Genomic DNA, 19,713 nt, shown 5'->3' with positions numbered 1-19,713 from the left:
TCCACTATTCAAAACCATGCAAAAACGCCTCTGCTTGTTACTTTAATCTAAATCTAGCCCGCTCAAGCTAATCTTTAATGTTTCTCTTTGGATTTTAGAGCGAAAAAACGGGGTGGTTTGCCGATCGGACTTTTATTATATCAGAGATCGCTACAAACCTTCTTTAAGTTTTTGCAATCTCATTTTAGATGCTTCTAGTTTTTCACGACTAGATTGAACGAGTAATTTCGATCGTTCTATATCTTCGTTAACTTTTGACTCCAATCCGGCCAGATACTCAGTATGAGATAATTTCCTCCTAATTATAATTCTTCCTAAGTCTACCTTACTACCATTAGATAACACCGCTCCTAAAGCTATTTCTCCCTCTCCGTCAAACAATTGCAATTCTGTCAACTCCAGTTTGCTAGGCGCTAAACAAGAGGAAAAACCAGCAGTTCCAGGCTCAGCAGAAGCATCTGGGAAATTTGCGATTACATCCAAACGGGTTTGGTCAACAGGGATGGTCTGGACTAAACTTTTCCCATTCAAAACTTGGACTTCTTTTACTTTTGAATTTTTCGCCAATACCCAACCTTTAACTAGCAATTTATCAGAATCACTGACATCCCCTACCAATGGCTCATCAATATTAAAACCCCATAACACATCAGCAGGAAGGGGCTGAGGACTAACCTCTAATACTTCTACAAAAACATCTTGACCTAGTGCCATATTAGAAACCTCTATTAACTTACAAAGTTGTTTGACTTCTGAAATGATAGATTGTGGCAAAGAATTCTTATTACTTAGGTATCATTCCATTACCTAGGAGGTGATGATCTCGCTGTTTGGCGCACTAGCTTTTGCCATTCAGGTAAGTTAGTCAAGGAATAAGTATCTAAGCTAGTAGCTTGGGCTGAAGAAAAGCGACTGAAATTTTCAACCCAATCTATTATAGCTTGTGGCCGTGACAAGGGGGCATAAGCTAAAGACTGTTGTAAATAATTGACCATTTGACCATAATTACCGATATTATATGCTTGCCACCCTTGCCATACTAAAGTTTTATATTTAGATAACCCGCCCTCACTTACTTGACTATCATTAAAAATTTGCCAAGCTTTAAGTTGTTCAATCTCAACTTGAGTTGCTTTTAACTGAACTTGAGTTGCTTTTAACTGAGACTTATAATTCGCTAATACAATTTCAGACTCTACCTGATTTTGGCGCATTTTATTGATTTCTTGCTTATAGGTATTTGCCTCATCCTGTTTAATTGAAAATAAATCTTCTATAGCTTGCTGTAACTCGTCTATATGACTTTGGTATTCTTGAGAAAGTAATTCTAATTGTTCTGCTTCTTGTTGAATATTGTTTTTGACCGCCTCTAGCTGCATAATTATTTCTTGCTTTTCAGTGATTATTTCTTGCTTTTCAGTGATTATTTTTTGCTGTTCAGTGATTATTTTTTGCTGTTCAGTGATTATTTCACCCTTTTGTTTAGTTTGCTGGTCAAGCATACTTAATTCTTCAATCAACTGATAATTTTCAGATTGATAGCGCTTTAGTTCAGTTTGATTTTGATGTAAGTGCGATCGAACTTCCTGTAAGTCCAATTGATTCTCTTCATAACAACCCCGATAATCTGTTAAAACGGATTCCGTTTGAATCAGTTGCTGCTGAAAATCCTCAATTAATGCTTCTGCTTCACTCATTCTAGTGTGAAACTGAGCTTTTCTTTGTTCAAGTTCAGTTTTATACTTATGAAGTGCATCTTCTGATTTGTGGTATTTATATTGATATTCGTTAGCATCAGCTTGAGTCTGTTGTAGCTGGGTCTTAGATTCCAGATATTGATCTTGATACTTGCTAGTTATAGCCTCAAGTTCTTCCAGGTGAGTTTCATATTCACTCAAAAGTTCCTCGGCTTGATGTAATTCACCGATTAGTTTTGCTTCTGTATTAACTTTAGTTTGAAAATTATCTTTCAAAGATTGTAATTCAGTTTGAGATTGCCAACCTATGACTTCAAGTTCTTCCAGGTGAGTTTCATATTCACTCAAAAGTTTCTCGGCTTGATGTAATTCGCCGATTAGTTTTGCTTCTGTATTAACTTTAGTTTGAAAATTATCTTTCAAAGATTGTAATTCAGTTTGAGATTGCCAACCTATGACTTCAAGTTCTTCCAGGTGAGTTTCATATTCACTCAAAAGTTTCTCGGCTTGATGTAATTCACCGATTAGTTTTGCTTCTGTATCAAGTTTTTTTAATTCATCTTGAAAAGTTTGGAAGTTAGAGCGAACTTCTTGCAATTCATTTTGGGAACTTTGTAAGTTGGAGCGGCTTGCCTCTAACTGTGCTTGAGACTGTTGTAAAACTTCCTCTGTCTGATGCAATTGACTTTGATATAAATCCACTATTGCCAAAGTTTCATCCCTTTGGGATATCAACTCATCTAACACTAATCTAGTTTGTTGTAACTCTGTCTGAACTTGCTGGAATTGGGCTTGTAAATTTACTAACTGCGCAGGATCAACATTATTTTGACTGACCTGATTTTGTCGCTCCAAACTTCTCACACTTGCCCAGTCTTGAAAAGCCCAAATCCTATAAGGATTAGCATTAATCTTTTCCAACCATGAAAAATCCGGATCCCCTTGCGGTTGCCACGCCCTAGCTTCCAACTCCTGATACATCTTTATTGCTTCAGGAAAATAATGGGCAACCAAACTAGGCCGATAACTATCCAAACTCAGTTGTTGTAATAAGGGTGGTTCATAAATAATATTTGCACCACTATAAATCAAATTAATCTGCAACCTTTGATTAACAGACTCAATATACTTATCGCTTGTACTGATAATATTATTCAGGCTTGCTAAATGGGATCGATCTGAAAATCGATTATAGCAATTCAAAATTTTTTGATTATAATGTAGCCATATTTTAATTGCCATATCGGGTTGAGATTGAAATATAGGATCTCCACGCCTGTATAGAGAATCTATTACTTCCCAAGGATAACGATAAACAAAAATAAACTTAGCTTCCGGTAATAGTTCAGCCCAAAAATCTAAAAATAAAGTTGTGCGTGGTTCTTTCCATCCCCATATTTCACTGAGACTATTTTTCTTGATAATTTCTTTAGCTTTTTCAACAAATCTATCCTCTACATCTATTTTTTCTTGCAATGTCCAACCAGACGAATTAATTCCTTGAGACTCCAAAACAGCCATGTGAAAATGATAAAAATCAAGATTTTCATAATGTCCCTTAATATTTCCTACATTCGGGGATAATAACTCACGACCAATATAGACGCCCGCGCTTTGCAAAATAGCTGCTGTTAGGGAACTTCCCGATCGGTGCATACTAGCAATAATTAGTGCATTTGACTGACTTTGACTTAGCATTTTGGTGAACTACCTGGAAAATATATGGATAGTTTAAAGTTTACTAACAAAATAAAAAGCCAATGGACAAACTGTTTTTAATATCAGTTAGTACAAGACTTACGCAACAACACCTCAGACAAGGCAACCACGGGGGGACTGCCTCCTGTTACACCATATCTGGACACTGTATGTTAGTCGTATAGTATATACCATAAAGTTTATAATAGCAATGGTTCATAGTCTTTAACCTTAATAAGAGAATATGAATACGAAGACTATTGGTTTTTCCACCAAATTATAGCTTGTTCAATTCCCATCTCTAAATTAAATTTAGCCCTCCATTCCACTTCCTGAGACAAACGAGTCACATCAGCCACTAACAAAGGTGTTTCTTTCTGAGGAGAGGGAATAGTACCTAACTGCACTAAATCCGATCGCCCGATTAGATGCGCTATTTTATAAACAACATCTTTAATGGCGATCGGATGTCCCGATCCAATATTAACAGATCCTGTCACCTCACTCTCCAAAAGAGCCACAAAAGCATCAGCCACATCCTGTACATACATAAAATCCCGGATTTGATTACCGTGAGAGCAGCGCGCAGGCTCTCCCTTTAAGAGAGAAAGAATCACTGAAGAAACCAGCCGATTTCGGTACTCGTAAGCGCCGTAGGGAAAGAAAATACGTCCCCAAGCACTGCTGAGACTTGTCGTCTCACAATAGCAGCTTACTATCTCCTGCAAAGCATTTTTACAAATACCGTAGGGAGTATCTGGATTTCTCGGCGTTATAAACTCCGAGCAATAACCATACTTCCAATCATACTCGGCGCAGGTTCCACCCATCACTACTCTTTCGCCACCTTGCTCTCGAAACTGCCTCAATAATTCCAAACTTGCCTGCACCCACAAAAAGTTATCTTCAGATTTCCAATATTGACCGGGTACAGTATAACACCAGGCAAAGTGCAACAAATGTGTTGGCTTTACTTGACAAACTAACTCTTTAATGGATGTACGATCTAACAAATTTGCCAGATGCCACGTACAGTCAGAACTTAAAGTCGGCAAAGTCTTAGAAGCGACAGCATGAACCTCGAAGCCGCGTTCCACCAGCGTCTTGAGCGAGTGTCTGCCAACAAAACCCCCCGCACCCGTAACCAAGACTTTTTTCATAGCACAAAATCCGGGAAACTTCGATCTTTTTCCGAAATCACGCGCTGAGATATATCCGGCCAATCTATCCTAAAAGTCGGATCATTCCACCGCACTCCCCTTGCTAATTCTGCGTAATAAAACTCAGACATCTGGTAAAATACCTCAGTATTATCTGCCAAAGTTTGACAGCCGTGAGCCATACCTGAAGGTATATATATCATCTTGCGATTTTCCGAGTTTAGCTCTACTGCAAACCACTCTTTAAAAGTAGGAGAATCGGGACGCAAATCTATAATTACATCATAAATTCCCCCTTTGATACACCTAACCAACTTCGCTTCCTCGTGAGGCTTAGCCTGGTAGTGCATCCCCCGCAAAGTACCTTTCTTCAGGTTAAAAGAAATATTGCACTGCACTAGGTTAGCATTTAAACCATGTTCTGCAAACTCCTTTTGACACCAACTGCGGGCAAAAAATCCCCTCTCATCGGCTATGGGTTCTACCTCAATAACATAAGCTCCCTTAAGCTTGGTTTCAGTAAACTTCACGCGATTACCTCCACTTGAGGAATCAGCACGACAAACTTACCTCCCCACTCGCGAATATAATCCATCTGACTTACTATCTCATCCTTGATATTCCAAGGCAATATCGCCAAATAATCCGGTTTAGTCTCCCGAATTTTGTCGGGATGATATATCGGAATCTGAGTTCCCGGCAAAAACAAACCCTGCTTGTGCGGGCTTAAATCTACCGTATAATCAATCAAATCCGTGCGGATACCGCAATAGTTCAGCAGCGTATTAGCCTTCGCGGGTGCACCGTAGCCCGCAATTGATTTGCCCTGGTTTTTGGCATCAATTAGGAAACTGAGCATTTGACGTTTAGTAGACTTAACTTGTTCGCCAAATCCTACATAAATTTCTATCTGGTTTAGCCCTGCTTGCACTTCCTTAGCTTTCAGTTGGGAAATGCGATCGCCAACTGCTATACTATCAAAATCTTCATGCCTCCCGTAAATCCGCAGAGAACCCCCGTGCGTGGGTATTTCCTCCACATCAAACAAAGTTAAACCGTGACTTGCAAAAACTTTCTCAACCGTTAACAAGGAAAAATAAGAGAAATGCTCGTGGTAAATCGTGTCAAACAGATTGTCCTGAATTAATTGCAATACATGAGGAAACTCCATTGTCAAGACGCCGTTTGGTTTCAGGAGAATTTTCATCCCCGCCACAAAATCATTCAAGTCAGGCACATGAGCCAACACATTATTGCCCAGCAACAAATCTGCCTTTTTTCCTTGTGAAACCAAATCTTTAGCGGTTTCCACGCCAAAAAACTTGACTAAAGTTGGAATCCCTTTTTCCTCAGCTACTTTTGCCACATTTGCAGCAGGTTCAATCCCTAATACAGGAATTCCTTTCTGCTGAAAATACTGGAGTAAGTAGCCATCATTGCTAGCGAGTTCAATTACGTGACTGGTTTCGTCAAATCCAAACCTCTGCACCATCAAATCAGTGTATTTCTGAGCATGGCGCAACCAAGAGTCTGAATAGGAAGAAAAATAAGCATAATCGCTGAAGATGCTATCCGGGGATTCAAACTCTTCTAACTGCACTAAAAAACAATTACCACAGACATAAGTATGAAGCGGATAGAATTTCTCTGCACAATTCAGATGCTTTTGAGATAGAAAAGAATTCGCCAGCGGTGACATCCCCAGATTTACAAAAGTATGCTCCAATACGTGACTGCAAAAACGACATTTAGATGGCACAGAATGATCCCCCTTGGCTATCAAATAATTTTTTATGAACTGTCTCAGGACTTAAGCAGATATCCCCCAGCCCCCTTAACAAGGGTGGCTTTCAAATTGCCCCCGGGAGTGGGGCTAGGGGCGATCCAGATTTGAGACTATCGGTGCGTAAATCCTGAGTTAATCCTGAAGGAATTTAGTAGCACTAGAGCAACTAAGAGAAAGAGAATTAGAACCTGAGTTACAGAAATTTTCAATCACACGCTGATGACACAGGTATTTTCATCCTTCAAAAAGTTTCGATACCACTCTATTGTTTCTTTCAACCCTTCATCTAGAGGATACTTAGATTCCCAACCGAGTATTTTTCGCGCCTTATCTGCCGAGAGATACTGATGTTTGATTTCATTTTTTGCCCGATTCAAGACGACAGGCTCTAAATGACTTTTACCCATCAATTTCAAAACATTATCTACCATGCCCCGCACAGAAATTTGCAGCTCATTACTGAAATTAAACGCCTCTCCCAAAACTTCTTCCCTGTCCATTTGCTCGGCCAAATGCAGATAAGCTAAAACTCCATCTTTCGCATAGAAATAGTCCCGAATAAAAGTACCATCACTGCGAATGACTACCGGCTTGTCTCGTAATGCCGATCTAATAGTAGACGGAACGATCCGATTAAAATTTAAGTCTCCACCGCCGTAAAAGTTGCCGCAGCGAGTAATGCACACCGGCAAACCATAGGTAACATAATAAGCCCGACTGATTAAATCAGCGCAGCTTTTAGAAACATCGTAAGGGTGTTCCCCTTGCAGAGGAGTTGTTTCGCTGTAAGGCAACACAAGCTGGTCTCCATAGGCTTTATCGCTGGATGCTATGACAATGCGACTGACACCTCCAACCCGGCGACAAGCTTCTAGAATATTCCAAGTGCCTTTAATATTCGTTTCAAAAGTTGCCAGCGGCTCTCTATTTGCAACTCCCACAATTGTCTGAGCTGCTAAGTGAAACACCGTATCTACTTCATACTCATTAATCGCTCGTTCTACCGTTGGTAAATCTTCGACACAACCGCGAACGATATTAATTTGCCGATACCACTCTCCAGCATAAAGTCGGGATTGGGGTACCAAGTCACGGACTAATCCCGTTACCAAGGCTCCTCTTTCCAGCAACTCAGCCACTAACCAGTTACCCAAAAGGCCAGTGCAGCCTGTCACCAATACCGATCGATCGCGCCAAAATTCACTCATTCCCACACCTTCCAAGGAGCCTCTCCATTATCCCAAAGTTCGTTCAAATATTTATACTCGCGGTAAGTATCCATCGCAAAGAAGAAACCTTTGTGGCGGTACGCCATCAATTGTCCTTCCGCCGCTAACCGCTCTAGTGGCTCTCGCTCCAAAAAACAATCATCCCCGCTCAAATCCTCAAATATGCTGCGGTGAAGTACCAAAAATCCCGCACTAGCCCAGCCATCTATTTGAGGTTTTTCCGTAAATTCCAGAACTTTGCCTTGCCTGTCCACGTCTAAAATACCATATCTCGATATCGGACGAACTGTACTAACAGTTGCTAGCTTACCGTGAGCCTTATGAAAATCCACCAGCGCCCCAATATCGATATCAGCAACTCCATCACCGTATGTCACCATAAAGGTATCATCAGTAATGTATTTCTCCACACGTTTCACCCGCCCTCCAGTCATAGTGTCCGCGCCAGTTTCTGCCAGTGTCACCTTAAAATCTTGCTCGCGGTGCTCCTCGTGATAGGTTATCTGATTTTGGCGGCCCAGGCAAATAGTAAAATCATTATTCATAGCTTCATAATTCAGGAAATATTCCTTAATCATGTTGCCGCGATAGCCCAAACACACAATAAACTCGCGAAAACCGTAATGGGCATAGGTTTTCATAATATGCCAGAGAATCGGATATCCGCCCACATCTACTAGCGGCTTAGGACGAAATTCTGTTTCTTCTCGAAGACGTGTCCCCAAACCGCCGGCTAATATAACTACTTGCATTGTTTCACATCTTTAAAATGGTAGATAATTTTCAGTTCCTAGTTGCCCAGACACAAGCGACTGCCACAAATCTTTTTGAGGAGTCTACCACAACTTTGGGGGATTTTTGCAGATAGCCCCCAATGAGCTCCAAATGAACTCAAGCCGTTGCCTTCCCAAGGATATCAGACTTCAGCCCTCTAAGGATGTTCCCGCAAGTATCAGGTATTATAGACAGGCGATCGCCCCCTTGCCCTAAGCCATCGAGCTTAACAATAGATATTACCCCAAAAATCAACACATGAAGACGATCGCACTCAAGCGATCGACCAACACGTGCGATCGGGTAAACTAGAAAGGTCGATCGGGCTGTACCCTTGTACCGTAGAGTCAAAGCCCAACCTCAGCATCAGAGCAAAGAGCTAGACTGAGTACAGAAAAGAGAGTAACTTAAAGTTGATCGAGATAGAACAAATTTTTAATCACAGAGGTTAACTGTGGATTTTCAGCAAGTACGGAAAGACATTGCTTTTCAATACCTCAAGGGCGAGGGGATAGAAGTAGGAGCCCTTCATGCTCCCCTTCAAGTCCCTGAAGGCGTTAAGGTTCATTACGTCGATAGAATGTCTGTTAGCGATTTGAGACAGCAATACCCAGAATTAGCAGCGGTTAATCTAGTAGAAGCGGATATTGTAGATAATGGCGAAACTCTCTCATCCATAGCTGACAACTCTTGGGATTTTGTCATTGCCAATCACATGATAGAACACTGTCAAAATCCGATCGGCGCTCTGGAAAACTTTTTGAGAGTTGTCAAACCCGGAGGGCTGGTATATATGGGCGTACCAGACAAACGCTATACATTCGATATCGACCGCCCCCTCACATCCCTCGACCATCTAATTCAAGACTATAAGGAAGGCCCGGAATGGTCTAAGTTAGGTCATTATGAAGAATGGGTCAGCCTAGTGGACAGCAAATTTCATCAAGAAAGTGTGGCTGTACGGATGCAGCATCTACTTGAGATAAATTACAGCATTCATTTTCACGTGTGGACATCAGAGACTTTCCCAGAATTGCTCGAATACTGCAATAAAAATCTATCTTTTGGTTTTGAAACTGAACTATTTAAAGAAAATTTTGAGGAAATTATTACGGTTCTAAGAAAACTACCCTCACAAAAATAATGAGTAAGGAAAAGTTGTTAAACCAGCAATAAAGGGATTTTTATCCTCTTATGAAAAAGTCGAAGCCGTGGATATTTACTTAACCTGTAGCAAAGCATAACTGTATGGAAGTTCTAGATTATTATATAAAGTCAGCACCGAGTAGCCAGAACGCACTGGATATTTTTAAAGGTGAGTGGGCATCTATGTTTCCAGCCAAGGCGTCATTAGTAGCTGGAACAATTCCACTATTTGAAGATAACCGCATTGCGTGGGCTATTGAACAATTAAAGGGAGTTCAAAGCAAGCATATTGTTGAACTGGGTCCGCTCGAAGCTGGACACACTTATATGCTAGAAAAACACGGCGCCGCTTCAATTACAGCAATTGAAGCAAACAGCCGCGCCTACCTGAAATGCTTGATTGTGAAAGAAGTGATGGAACTTCAAAAAGCCCATTTCCTGTCCGGCGACTGTGTAGAATATCTACGGACAAGTCAGAGGAAATTTGATGTTTGCTTGGCTAGCGGTATTCTTTACCACATGACAAACCCAGTGGAGCTAATTTCTTTGATAGCCAAAGCATCAGACCAAGTATTTATTTGGACTCACTACTACGACGGCGATATTATCCACACGCAACCTCAGCTCAGTCCTAAGTTTCCGGCGCAAGTAGCGACTGAATATGAAGGATTTAAGCATACGCTTTACCGCCAAGAATATCAAATCGCCCTAGATTATGCAGGCTTCTGCGGAGGTAGCAGCGCCTTCAGTCACTGGCTGAGCCGCGAGGATATTTTATCGTGTTTGAAATATTTTGGGTTAACTGAAATCCAAATTAATTTCGAGCAGCTAGACCATGCTAATGGGCCGTGCTTTGCATTGGTTGCAATGCGACCTGGTACTTCTGGATTTTAATTTTTAGTAGCTACAAAGGGCGGGTTTTACCAAAGATAGATGGGGTGGGTAAAAAGATAAATAAACATAAACCCGCCCCGCCATAATCTCCGAAACAATCAGACACGATTTTAATTGCTTGATTTGAGTTTGCTAGTTCGCTCGTAAGCAGCAGTTGCTTCAGCGTCAACTCCTTGTTTTTTAAAGGCATCTCCTAATTTGGAATAAGCTGCCTCAAAATTTGGATTTAAATAAACAGCGCGGCGGTAACAGACGATCGCCCGATCGAGTTTCTGCTGTTCTACAAGTGTATTTCCTAAATTGAGGTATTCCTCGGCCGTTGCCTTGGAGGGTTCCAAAATCAGCGCCGCATACCAGCTATCAGCGGCTTCCTCTGGCTTGCCAATTTGGGAGAAGACTTTAGCTAAGTTGCGGTAGACCCCAGCAAAATTCGGTTGAATAGCGATAGCTTTTTGGTAAGATGCGATCGCCTGTTGCCACTTTTGCTGCTGTGCACTAACAGTTCCGAGGTTCGCTAAAGCTTCAGCAAAATCAGGCTGAATTTCTAGAGCGCAAATGTAGCAATTCTTGGCTTCATCCAGTTTGCCCTGAGCTTGGAAACCATTCCCCATAGTCTTGTAGGCCAGAGCAAATTGAGGATTAATCTTCAAAGCTAACTTGCAGGCATTCATTGCATCGTCTAGTTTATCTTCTGCTAAACGGAGTTCTGCGAATTCGTTTAAGCCAACGGCAACACTCGGAACCTGTTGCAAGCCTACCTCAAGCTCGTCAAGCCGAGCGTGACTCTGTTTGAGTTGCTCTTGTGTCTGATGCAGTTCAGCTTCCGACAAAGCCAACTTCTCGTGAGTGCGATCTGTACCAGCCTGAAATTCCTCTAATTCTGTTTGCATCTGGTACAGCTTAGATTGCAAATGCCACTGTTCTGTTAAAATCTGCGCTATTCGAGATTGAGATACTGCGGAATCAACAGCCTGTCTCAGCTTAGGAACAAAGCGTTGAATCGTTAAATCTTCTACTTCATTGCGATCCCTATATTCCATAACCCACGAAACTTTCGGGTTTGGAAAAAAAGCATCTCCCCGCATAATTTTTTGTTTTGTTTCCTGTTTGGATCTAGTAAAGTAATGATTTATCCGCAGCTTTTGTACAGAAAGTCTTTCAGATATCGAACATCCTAACGGTTCTTTATTTTCTGTAACTGAAAAAGCTTCCTGATTAATAGGTATAAAAAAGTGAGGACAGCTAGGGCGCTGAATTTGTTCGGGCCGCACAATACTTTTGACATACCTATTTTGTTCAAAATCGTCTATGGCTCGTTTAGTAAAGTGTTCTATCTGTAACCCTTCGGGTCTTATTTCGTGACCGGAAGAGCCAAAATTTAACATATTTACTCCCACGGCTGGCAAAGAATCAAATTCTTCTAATACTTCTGTTAAACTTTCTTGCTCTGTAGGGAACAAAAACTCATCCAAATCGATAAAAGCTATCCACTCAGATTCTTGCTTATAAGAGGCAAGGCAATGCTCATAAGCCGAAGCTTGTTGTTTATTGCTAAATGGCCAGTCGTGCAAAACAACTTCACCGGATTGAATGTAGGGCTGAACAATATCTAAAGTATTATCACTACTGTTATTGTTGTATAAGTAAAATTTTTCAACACCAACTATTTTATGAAACTCCAACCACTCTATAAGGTATGGAGCCTCATCTTTCATAATTGCACATACACTCAGTTTACACTTTTCTCTGAGGCTGCCTCTGGGGGCCGCATAGATAATTTCTTGCAGGCGAACCAATCCAATATTGACACGAGTATCATCTGCTAATACAGCTTGGATAAATATCTCACATTCAGGTAATCTTCCTGTTACTTCCCATTCAGTCGCATAACCGCTATTTTCTGCTAACGGTACTCCCGGAAAAACTGCTGCTACATCTGGGCGGTGCTGATTTACAGGAATTTCGCGGAGAACTTCACCGTCGCGAATCAACTCAACTTTAACAGCCGGGGACTTTTTACCTATCACCCAACCCCCAATCAAAATATTACTGGGATTTACCGTGGTTCCCATCGTCGGAGCCTCTATATTAAATCCCCACAGCAACTCCGGCTTTTCAGGAGAAATTAATGACACCTCTTGAATATTCAAAATTTTTATGGGTTTTTGAGCTCCTGTTGCTGGCAAATCATTAGGATTGTCCCGCAACAATGGTTCGCTGTTCCAGGGATCGTAGGGAATCAGTTTTTGTTTTTGCAAGTGGGGACGGAAGAAAAATTTGCACCGTTCATTTAGCATTGATGCGGCAAATGAGAATGTGCTATTGGAAATTGCCAAGACATCACATTGGCTCAAAATGTAAAAATCAGGATAGAAAGGTGCTTCTGGCATTTCTACACCCAAATCTTTGACTGTTATCGGGTTGTAATCCGCAAAATCCCCGACAACCGTTTCGATTTCATCGCTAGCAATAAACAAGACGGGTTCGTCCAGAGTTTCCCACAAACCGTCCAGCCATTCCTTGTACCATTCACTCGGAGCAACGGCAAGATACGGCACAACTGTATGAACGCTTCTGTAATCACCGCGCCGCAAATGCAATCCCACAACTGTTTTACCTTTGGAACGCAAGCGATCGAGAGCTTCTATTACCTTCGCTGCGACTTCTGGCAGAGGTTTGAATAAAGATTGGAAATATTCTTTATATTGGGCGTGATATTGAGTGTGAAATTGAAAATAGCCGTGGAAGTCTACCTTTTTCAACGGTTCCGGTGCATTGAGAATTGCCGACTCGGAAAGTTTGTAAGGCTGCGCTTGTTCTCCAACTAGAGGTAAAGGCTGAGAAATAGGCGCATCATGGTGACCGAATAGATACTGACCGATCCAAGCTGGTGTTTCTACCCTGAGATTGTGTTCGCTTGCGTAAGTTCTCAAAAACGCATACAGAAATATTTGATTTCCCAACCGACCCATATTCTCCATGCCGAGTACGGATGAGGTAATCGCTGGTTTTTTCACATAGATTGCGTCTCCCCAAGATGGGTGAATTGGTGTTGTGGTTGCTACCCGCTGAAAACCGTGTCCTTCGAGAAATTCGTCCAACTGATCGATTAAGGCGCAGCCTTCATACAGTTCTTCGTAATTAACTTCTGTGTTGATTAACTCAACAGATTTCAACCAATTGGTTGCTCCTTGCAAAGCCAAGAGCTCTGCACCTTGGATATCTATATTTAATATATTAAAGTCTGAAGGATTGAGTTCCTGTTCTTGGAGTAGAGTATCGAGTGTTTTCGACTGTACAGTTATTTGATGAGTTTCGGTGATGTGGGGATAAACCTCTTGATGGTGCTTCAAGGGCAAAATAGAACTGCTTTGATCGAAGGAAGTAACGTGCAAATCCACAGTACCATTGCGATCGCCGATCGCACAGTTGACCGATCGGACATCGGGCATCCCGGTTAGATTGGCTTGCAAGCGTTCAAATACCGCTGGGTTGGCTTCTACGAACAGCACTTTTTGCGCGCCCATTTGTTGATATGCGGTGATTTCTGTGCCTTCATGAGCCCCGACATGAATCACGCCACGCGGCGCGATGGCATACTGCCGACAAAGTTCCTGTATGTTCAGCTTTCCGTCGGTTACTTCACCCAAAACATTGGAGCGGAATCGCTCATTGACAGCCAAGAAATTGCTGAACTCAAAGTTTTCATCCTCTGGCAAAAAGGTGGGCTTGTATTCTAACCGATCCGGCAAAATCTTAAAAATTGAATACCGGAATTTTTGCAAATACTCAAATGCTTCTTTCAACGTTATTTTTGAATCGAGATAAGTTCCACCATATTCAAATTGCAGATAATCTACTCTGCCTGTTTCTAGAAAATGTTTAGCTCCATATAGAACGTCTAATTCGCCGCCCTCAACATCTATTTTGAGAAAATTAATTCTCTTAATGCTGTGGCGCTGACAGTAATTGTCGATAGTTGTCGTCAAAACTGGTATTTCTTTTGGCGGATTCAGCCACCCTTCTTTTTCCACATCGAATCGGCGGTAAAAGGTACTCAATAGTGGATTAGCTTCATAATAATAAAATGTCTTGACTTCTTCCTTCTGCCCTACAGCTAAATTATTGGAAATTACTTTTTTATCTATGTTCTGAATCAGCTTTTTGTAAACATGAGGAATTGGTTCAAATAGGTGAATTTCTACGTCATGTCCTTGGTTCAACACTTCCGCTGTCCAATCGCCAGCATTAGCACCTACATCAAATATGACATAACCTTTATTAATTATATTTTTAATAACTTGAACTTCTCCATCAAGTTCCATTTCTTTTAGCCTCGTAGGTATCAGTGATTGAGTTGGTTTTTGTGGTTCAAATTTGGCATATATGTCTCCCCATAATTGGGGTTCATTAAATGAGCTAATAATTTCAAATAAGCGAGCGCTAGAAACCCATTCACCTAGTGCAAGATGGCTGTCTTCACCTTTGGCTAAGTTAAATAGTTGATATCCTAATGTCTCCAAGTGATCGATCGATTTCTTCGCATCATCTATAAATTCTATTGTGAATTCAAAGGAGAGACAAGGTATCGGTTGAGACAGTCCTTTTAAAACTAGATATTCCAATCCTTCAACATCAATTTTGCAAAACTGCGGGCATCCAAACACTTGAATCATTTCATCTAAAGTAGAAATTTCTACTGTTACTTTTTGATCCCAATTAACGCCAGCAAACCGTCCAGTTTTCCATTTCTCCGAAAAAGTAGATAAGACATTTAAATCACTAGAAATAGAAAGCTGCATCTCTCCTGGTCGATCGGCTAAACCTTTGTTGACAATAGCCACTTTATCGTTATTTCCATATTTTTGATTCAGAACTTCCACACAATGTGGTTGTGGTTCAAAACAGATTACTTTCGCACCAAGGTCTATAAAAAAATCTGCTTTTTGTCCGATATTAGCTCCGACATCAAATATAATCTGTCCGGCTTCTACAATATTACGAATTAAATCTATAACCATTTGTTTACTCCTTTTTTTGACTCAATTAATTTATTAATTAAACTCTGTAGCGATAGACATACACCCATGATATAGTAAACTGGGAAGGTCTATCACACCACCCAGTGCCATTGGCTCAAAGTAATTTATGTATCACCGTAGATCACTATGCTCGTGCGACCGCAAAAATTAGCTTAAACTCGATCAAGGTAGTTCACTGTCATCGCCCCTTAAAAACAGTCATCTCACCCTCTTTGAATTTTATATCAAACACATCAAAAACTACCTCCCTAACAGAATATCCTCACAGTTATCCGTTTGTCTCCCAGCTACAGGAGCCATAAAACTATGACCCTCTAACTCGATTTCGACCTTTCGTAAAGGTATTCAATACCGCCCCCAACACCCTCTGCTTTACTATTAATTTCTCCTCCCGCCTTAGCACAGCCTAAATCCCTCCCTAATTTTTTGTGTTCAAACTGAGTTCACACCAAAATTAATAAGCATTTTCACTTTTACTGCGTTCTGAGACTTCACTCTTAACTCATACTTAGGTTTGCCAATCGTGAGCTTTTAATGTCCTCATTCTCACAGGATAAAACCGGATAGGCTCTACAAACTAGCTTTCAAATATACTCTTAATTACAGAATATAAGCTCGCTCAGCTTGGAGCGACACCTTCCTTCATTGTGTCATAATTACGATCGCAACTAATCACCCCTCGGTTAGTATAAAAGATCCACTGACCCGATATTTCTTCAACTCCCGGCGATAGGCTTTATACCACTCCTTAGCCGTTGCATATTCTCCTTCCATATTTTCACCCCATAATTTTCCCTCACATCATCCTCGCCTCCACCATCATCCGCACCACATCGGGCATTTTATACTTCGCCTCCCAGCCCAATTTTTCTTTTGCCTTACCCGGATTTCCCCTCCCAACAGCAATCTCTGTCGGTCTGTAAAGACTCGCATCCGTTACTAAATGTTCCCGCCAATCCAAACCCGCAGAAACAAACGCTGTCTGCACAAACTTCTCCAAAGAATAGGCTACACCCGTGGCAATTACATAATCGTCCGGTTCTTGCTGCTGCAACATCAAATACATCGCCTCCACATATTCCGGCGCCCAACCCCAGTCCCGCTGCACTGAAATATTTCCCAAATGCAGTTTTTCGGAACTACCCGCAGCAATTCGGCAAACAACTGATACAATCTTTTGCGTTACAAACCTCTCCGGCCGCAGCGGCGATTCGTGATTGAACAGAATACCAGAACACGCAAACAAATTGTACGCTTCCCGATAATTCGCTACTTCCCAAAATGCGGTTGCTTTCGCTACCGCGTAAGGGCTTCTAGGGCGAAAGGGGGTATTTTCATCCGCTGCACTGCCTCCGGTATCCCCAAAACATTCGCTGGAACTGGCATTATAAAGTTTAATTTTTCCGCCTGTAAACCGAATTGCTTCTAACAGATTTAATGTTCCTGTGGCAATGCTTTCGAGGGTTTCTACGGGTTGTTCAAAAGACAGCCCGACGGAACTTTGACCTGCTAGATTGTACACTTCGTCGGGTTCTATTTTCGCTAGTACCTGCAAGACGCTGCGAAAATCGTTGAGAGACATGGATTCTAGTTTTACTCTATCTCGGATGCCCAAACGGGCCAGGTTTCCGAAACTAGACATTTGGGCGTCCCTGGAGGTGCCGCAAACTTCATAACCTCGATCGAGCAAAAGTTTAGCTAAATAAGCTCCGTCCTGACCTGATATACCGCTAATTAACGCTTTTTTCATATCACTTTTTGCTTTCAACACTCTACCGTAGCTGTTGCTATTTTTCGAGTGGTTTAACTTTTATAGTCGTAATTTTTATTATTTTTAATATTTGGGATTTGCCGAGGAATGACCAGAGCAAGTTTAAGCGCTTACTCCAAACAAACAACAAATTTATCATCAAGCAGACCCGAAAGCCCGATCGAAGTATTGTTGCAAAAAGTTCGATCGATAGCTGGGAGTAGCAGCATAAGGATATCGTAGGGACACGGCACTCCCATGTCCCTACGATATTTCATTTTGTACTCGCCAACTATCGACTGCCAAAAGTCTCTACCGCTCGAAAACAGAAATAACCAGTCAGCTAGAAATCGACTCAAAAGTACAAAATATCAGGATTTTTTACCTTCTGCCGAATGACTGATGCCTTCTGCCTTCGGGTACTAGGCTTCCCACTTTTCGGCGACCAATTCAGCCAAGTCAACCACCCGCTGACTGTAGCCCCACTCATTGTCGTACCAAGCCAACAGCTTCACCATGTCGCCGTCCATGACTAGGGTCAAGCTGGAATCGAGAATCGAAGAAGCATCACTTCCGCGATAGTCGCATGAAACTAAAGGCAAATCGTTGTATTCCAAAATCCCTTTCATGGAGCCAGAGGCTGCTTCTTTGAAAACTTGATTTACTTGCTCGGTAAAAGTCTTTTTCTCTACCTGAGCCACAAAATCCACTACAGACACATTGGGAGTCGGCACGCGCATCGCAATACCGTTTAACTTGCCCTTCAATTCTGGAATCACCAAAGCCACAGCTTGGGCTGCTCCGGTAGAAGTCGGCACAATATTCATTGCTGCCGCCCGGGCCCGCCGCAAGTCGCGGTGGCTGGCATCCAGCAAGCGCTGGTCGCCAGTATAGCTGTGGGTAGTGGTCATCATGCCTTTGATGATGCCAAAATTTTCGTGCAGCACTTTCAGTACAGGAGCCAGACAGTTGGTAGTACAGCTAGCATTGCTGATGACCGTGTAGTCACTGTGCTTGTAGGTGTCGTCGTTGACTCCCATCACGTAAGTGCCAACTTCAGAACCCTTGCCGGGAGCGGTAATTAGCACTTTTTTAGCGCCGGCAGTGATATGCTTCGATGCACCAGCTTGGTCAACGAAGACACCGGTCGCTTCAATAATCAGATCAATACCCCAATCTTTCCAAGGCAAGTTTAGCGGGTTGCGATCGCTTACGCATTTAACTGTCTTCCCATTTAGGGTAATGGAATTTTCATCCGCACTGATGTCCACATTCTTCAACGTTCCCATCATGGAATCGTATCTCAGCAAGTGAGCATTACTTCTGGGATCGGAAGTGTCATTAATAGCTACCAACTCTAGCTGGCTGTTTTCTCTGCCCAGCCAGCAGCGCGCAAAACTGCGCCCGATACGTCCAAAACCATTGATCGCGACTCGAATCACTTTAGTACCTCCTAACGATGGCAGCCTCTAGCTCAGGCTTAAATTTTGGAAAAATTTAAGAATTGACTTATGAGACAAGATCATATCGCAAAGGTCGATCCTTTCTAACTTTTTGTGTCGATCAAAAAAGCTTGAACTTTTCTAGAAGGCTGAAATTGCAAGGCAGAACGCATTAGGCTTTCTGCAGCTGGTTACTGGTAAAGCTGATGGGCTGCAATATAAGTCCCGACAACTTCCGGGACTAAGTAGCGGAGGTCGATCCTTTCGGCGCAGCAGCGGCGGATGTGGCTCGACGAAATCTCGATCGCAGCCATCGAAAGCACCTCCCAGCGAATTTCCACGTTCATAAGAGCCATTTGTTCGGCAACTCGCCGGCCCACAGCATTTGCCTGAACCTGCATCCTGTCTCCCCCGGAATCGATGGGTTTTCCACTCAGACTATCTCCCGACTCCGACACTCCCTCAATCTCCTCGCTTTCTCCTGTCTCTGGATCTCCCTGACTCGGACGCGGGGCCACCAACCAGTCGCACAACCCGGCAATTTCGGCGCACCGGTGCCATTTGGGAAGAGTAAGGAGTGCGTCGCTACCAATAATCCAGTACCAGCGACGATCGCCTGGATACAATTTTTGCAAATACAGCAGGGTGTCGATCGCAAAAGAACTGTCGGAGGGATTTGCCGAGGGCGGCGAAATTACGAAGTCTGGGCGATGGGCGATCGCCAAAGCGAGCATTTCGCGCCGCTGCTCAAAACTTGCCAAATCCGGGCGCCACTTGTGAGGAGGAGAGCGATCGGGTACCCAAATAACTCGATCGAGATTAAATTGACTCGCAGCCGTCTGGGCCACCAACACGTGACCCCAGTGAACCGGGTCAAAAGTCCCCCCCAAAATCGCTATTTTCGCCATATTTCCCAAAAATCAGGATTAGTAGAGACATCGCCCAAATTTGATGTTTGTACCCTTTTACCCGTAAGCTCTATCGCTTTTCGACTTATTCAACTAACTGCATAACTTCGTATATATACAATTAAGTGAGAATACATACTATCTGTAGTTGCTGTAGTTGAGCGGCGATCGTGTCAAGCTCTCACTT

The 19,713-nt window shown here is 42.3% G+C and carries 15 protein-coding genes; 2 read left to right on the top strand and 13 right to left on the bottom strand.

The window, feature by feature from the left end:
• Positions 1-150: 150 nt before the first annotated feature.
• The 8 genes from QUA80_RS01945 to QUA80_RS01910 form a co-directional block, all read right to left on the bottom strand.
• The gene (locus QUA80_RS01945) at positions 151-774 is read right to left on the bottom strand and encodes a hypothetical protein (protein ID WP_333420897.1); all 624 of its coding nucleotides are present in this window, start codon (positions 772-774) and stop codon (positions 151-153) included.
• Positions 775-803: 29 nt separating this feature from the next.
• Entirely contained in the window at positions 804-3,395 is a 2,592-nt protein-coding gene (locus tag QUA80_RS01940; RefSeq protein ID WP_333420895.1) for a hypothetical protein, read from the bottom strand.
• Between the two features lie 257 nt (positions 3,396-3,652).
• Complete coding sequence (locus QUA80_RS01935; RefSeq protein ID WP_333420893.1) at positions 3,653-4,555, bottom strand: NAD(P)-dependent oxidoreductase; 903 nt, start codon at positions 4,553-4,555, stop codon at positions 3,653-3,655.
• Positions 4,552-5,085 (bottom strand): dTDP-4-dehydrorhamnose 3,5-epimerase, encoded by a 534-nt coding sequence (gene rfbC, locus QUA80_RS01930; protein ID WP_333420891.1) that lies wholly within the window; start codon positions 5,083-5,085, stop codon positions 4,552-4,554. The genes QUA80_RS01935 and rfbC overlap by 4 nt, the downstream gene beginning before the upstream one ends.
• Positions 5,082-6,314 carry a class I SAM-dependent methyltransferase gene (locus tag QUA80_RS01925; RefSeq protein WP_333420889.1) on the bottom strand — a complete coding sequence of 411 codons (1,233 nt, stop codon included), beginning with the start codon at positions 6,312-6,314 and terminating at the stop codon, positions 5,082-5,084. The genes rfbC and QUA80_RS01925 overlap by 4 nt, the downstream gene beginning before the upstream one ends.
• A gap of 236 nt (positions 6,315-6,550) precedes the next feature.
• A complete protein-coding gene (locus tag QUA80_RS01920) occupies positions 6,551-7,549 on the bottom strand; it encodes a GDP-mannose 4,6-dehydratase (protein WP_333420887.1) in 999 nt (332 codons plus the stop codon).
• On the bottom strand, positions 7,546-8,322 hold the full coding sequence (gene rfbF / locus QUA80_RS01915) for a glucose-1-phosphate cytidylyltransferase (protein WP_333420885.1): 777 nt from the start codon (positions 8,320-8,322) through the stop codon (positions 7,546-7,548). Before rfbF ends, QUA80_RS01920 begins: the two co-directional genes overlap by 4 nt.
• A gap of 139 nt (positions 8,323-8,461) precedes the next feature.
• Positions 8,462-8,695, bottom strand: a complete 234-nt coding sequence (locus tag QUA80_RS01910) for a hypothetical protein (protein ID WP_333420882.1) — start codon at positions 8,693-8,695, stop codon at positions 8,462-8,464.
• A gap of 103 nt (positions 8,696-8,798) precedes the next feature.
• On the opposite strand from QUA80_RS01910, the gene QUA80_RS01905 reads away from it, so the two are divergent.
• Positions 8,799-9,488, top strand: coding sequence for a methyltransferase domain-containing protein (locus QUA80_RS01905; protein WP_333420880.1), 690 nt, complete (start codon positions 8,799-8,801; stop codon positions 9,486-9,488).
• Between the two features lie 104 nt (positions 9,489-9,592).
• Positions 9,593-10,384: a DUF1698 domain-containing protein gene (locus QUA80_RS01900; protein WP_333420878.1), complete on the top strand. Its 792-nt coding sequence runs from the start codon at positions 9,593-9,595 to the stop codon at positions 10,382-10,384.
• A gap of 110 nt (positions 10,385-10,494) precedes the next feature.
• Here QUA80_RS01900 and QUA80_RS01895 read toward each other — a convergent pair whose 3' ends face one another.
• The 5 genes from QUA80_RS01895 to nadD all read right to left on the bottom strand — a co-directional run bounded on the left by QUA80_RS01895 (position 10,495) and on the right by nadD (position 19,526).
• Positions 10,495-15,405 (bottom strand): FkbM family methyltransferase, encoded by a 4,911-nt coding sequence (locus QUA80_RS01895; protein WP_333420876.1) that lies wholly within the window; start codon positions 15,403-15,405, stop codon positions 10,495-10,497.
• 817 nt (positions 15,406-16,222) lie between these two features.
• Positions 16,223-17,176, bottom strand: a complete 954-nt coding sequence (locus QUA80_RS01890; RefSeq protein WP_333420875.1) for a GDP-mannose 4,6-dehydratase — start codon at positions 17,174-17,176, stop codon at positions 16,223-16,225.
• A 131-nt stretch (positions 17,177-17,307) separates the two neighbouring features.
• Complete coding sequence (locus QUA80_RS01885; protein ID WP_333420873.1) at positions 17,308-17,454, bottom strand: hypothetical protein; 147 nt, start codon at positions 17,452-17,454, stop codon at positions 17,308-17,310.
• 144 nt (positions 17,455-17,598) lie between these two features.
• Positions 17,599-18,618, bottom strand: coding sequence for a type I glyceraldehyde-3-phosphate dehydrogenase (locus tag QUA80_RS01880; RefSeq protein ID WP_333420871.1), 1,020 nt, complete (start codon positions 18,616-18,618; stop codon positions 17,599-17,601).
• 191 nt (positions 18,619-18,809) lie between these two features.
• Positions 18,810-19,526, bottom strand: coding sequence for a nicotinate (nicotinamide) nucleotide adenylyltransferase (gene nadD, locus QUA80_RS01875; RefSeq protein WP_333420869.1), 717 nt, complete (start codon positions 19,524-19,526; stop codon positions 18,810-18,812).
• Positions 19,527-19,713 lie beyond the last annotated feature (187 nt).

Origin of the sequence: Microcoleus sp. F4-D5, from assembly GCF_036704885.1 — a bacterium.
GTDB lineage: Bacteria > Cyanobacteriota > Cyanobacteriia > Cyanobacteriales > Microcoleaceae > Microcoleus.
Note: the sequence above shows the minus strand (reverse complement) of the source record. Positions and strands in the feature narration are given on the sequence as shown.

Excerpts from the sequence above, each read along its gene's own strand:
- QUA80_RS01940 (WP_333420895.1), bottom strand. The coding sequence starts at position 3,395 with ATGCTAAGTCAAAGTCAGTCAAATGCACTAATTATTGCTAGTATGCAC.
- QUA80_RS01935 (WP_333420893.1), bottom strand. The coding sequence starts at position 4,555 with ATGAAAAAAGTCTTGGTTACGGGTGCGGGGGGTTTTGTTGGCAGACAC.
- QUA80_RS01920 (WP_333420887.1), bottom strand. The coding sequence starts at position 7,549 with ATGAGTGAATTTTGGCGCGATCGATCGGTATTGGTGACAGGCTGCACT.
- rfbF (WP_333420885.1), bottom strand. The coding sequence starts at position 8,322 with ATGCAAGTAGTTATATTAGCCGGCGGTTTGGGGACACGTCTTCGAGAA.
- QUA80_RS01900 (WP_333420878.1), top strand. The coding sequence starts at position 9,593 with ATGGAAGTTCTAGATTATTATATAAAGTCAGCACCGAGTAGCCAGAAC.
- QUA80_RS01895 (WP_333420876.1), bottom strand. The coding sequence starts at position 15,405 with ATGGTTATAGATTTAATTCGTAATATTGTAGAAGCCGGACAGATTATA.
- QUA80_RS01890 (WP_333420875.1), bottom strand. The coding sequence starts at position 17,176 with ATGAAAAAAGCGTTAATTAGCGGTATATCAGGTCAGGACGGAGCTTAT.
- QUA80_RS01885 (WP_333420873.1), bottom strand. The coding sequence starts at position 17,454 with ATGAAATATCGTAGGGACATGGGAGTGCCGTGTCCCTACGATATCCTT.
- nadD (WP_333420869.1), bottom strand. The coding sequence starts at position 19,526 with ATGGCGAAAATAGCGATTTTGGGGGGGACTTTTGACCCGGTTCACTGG.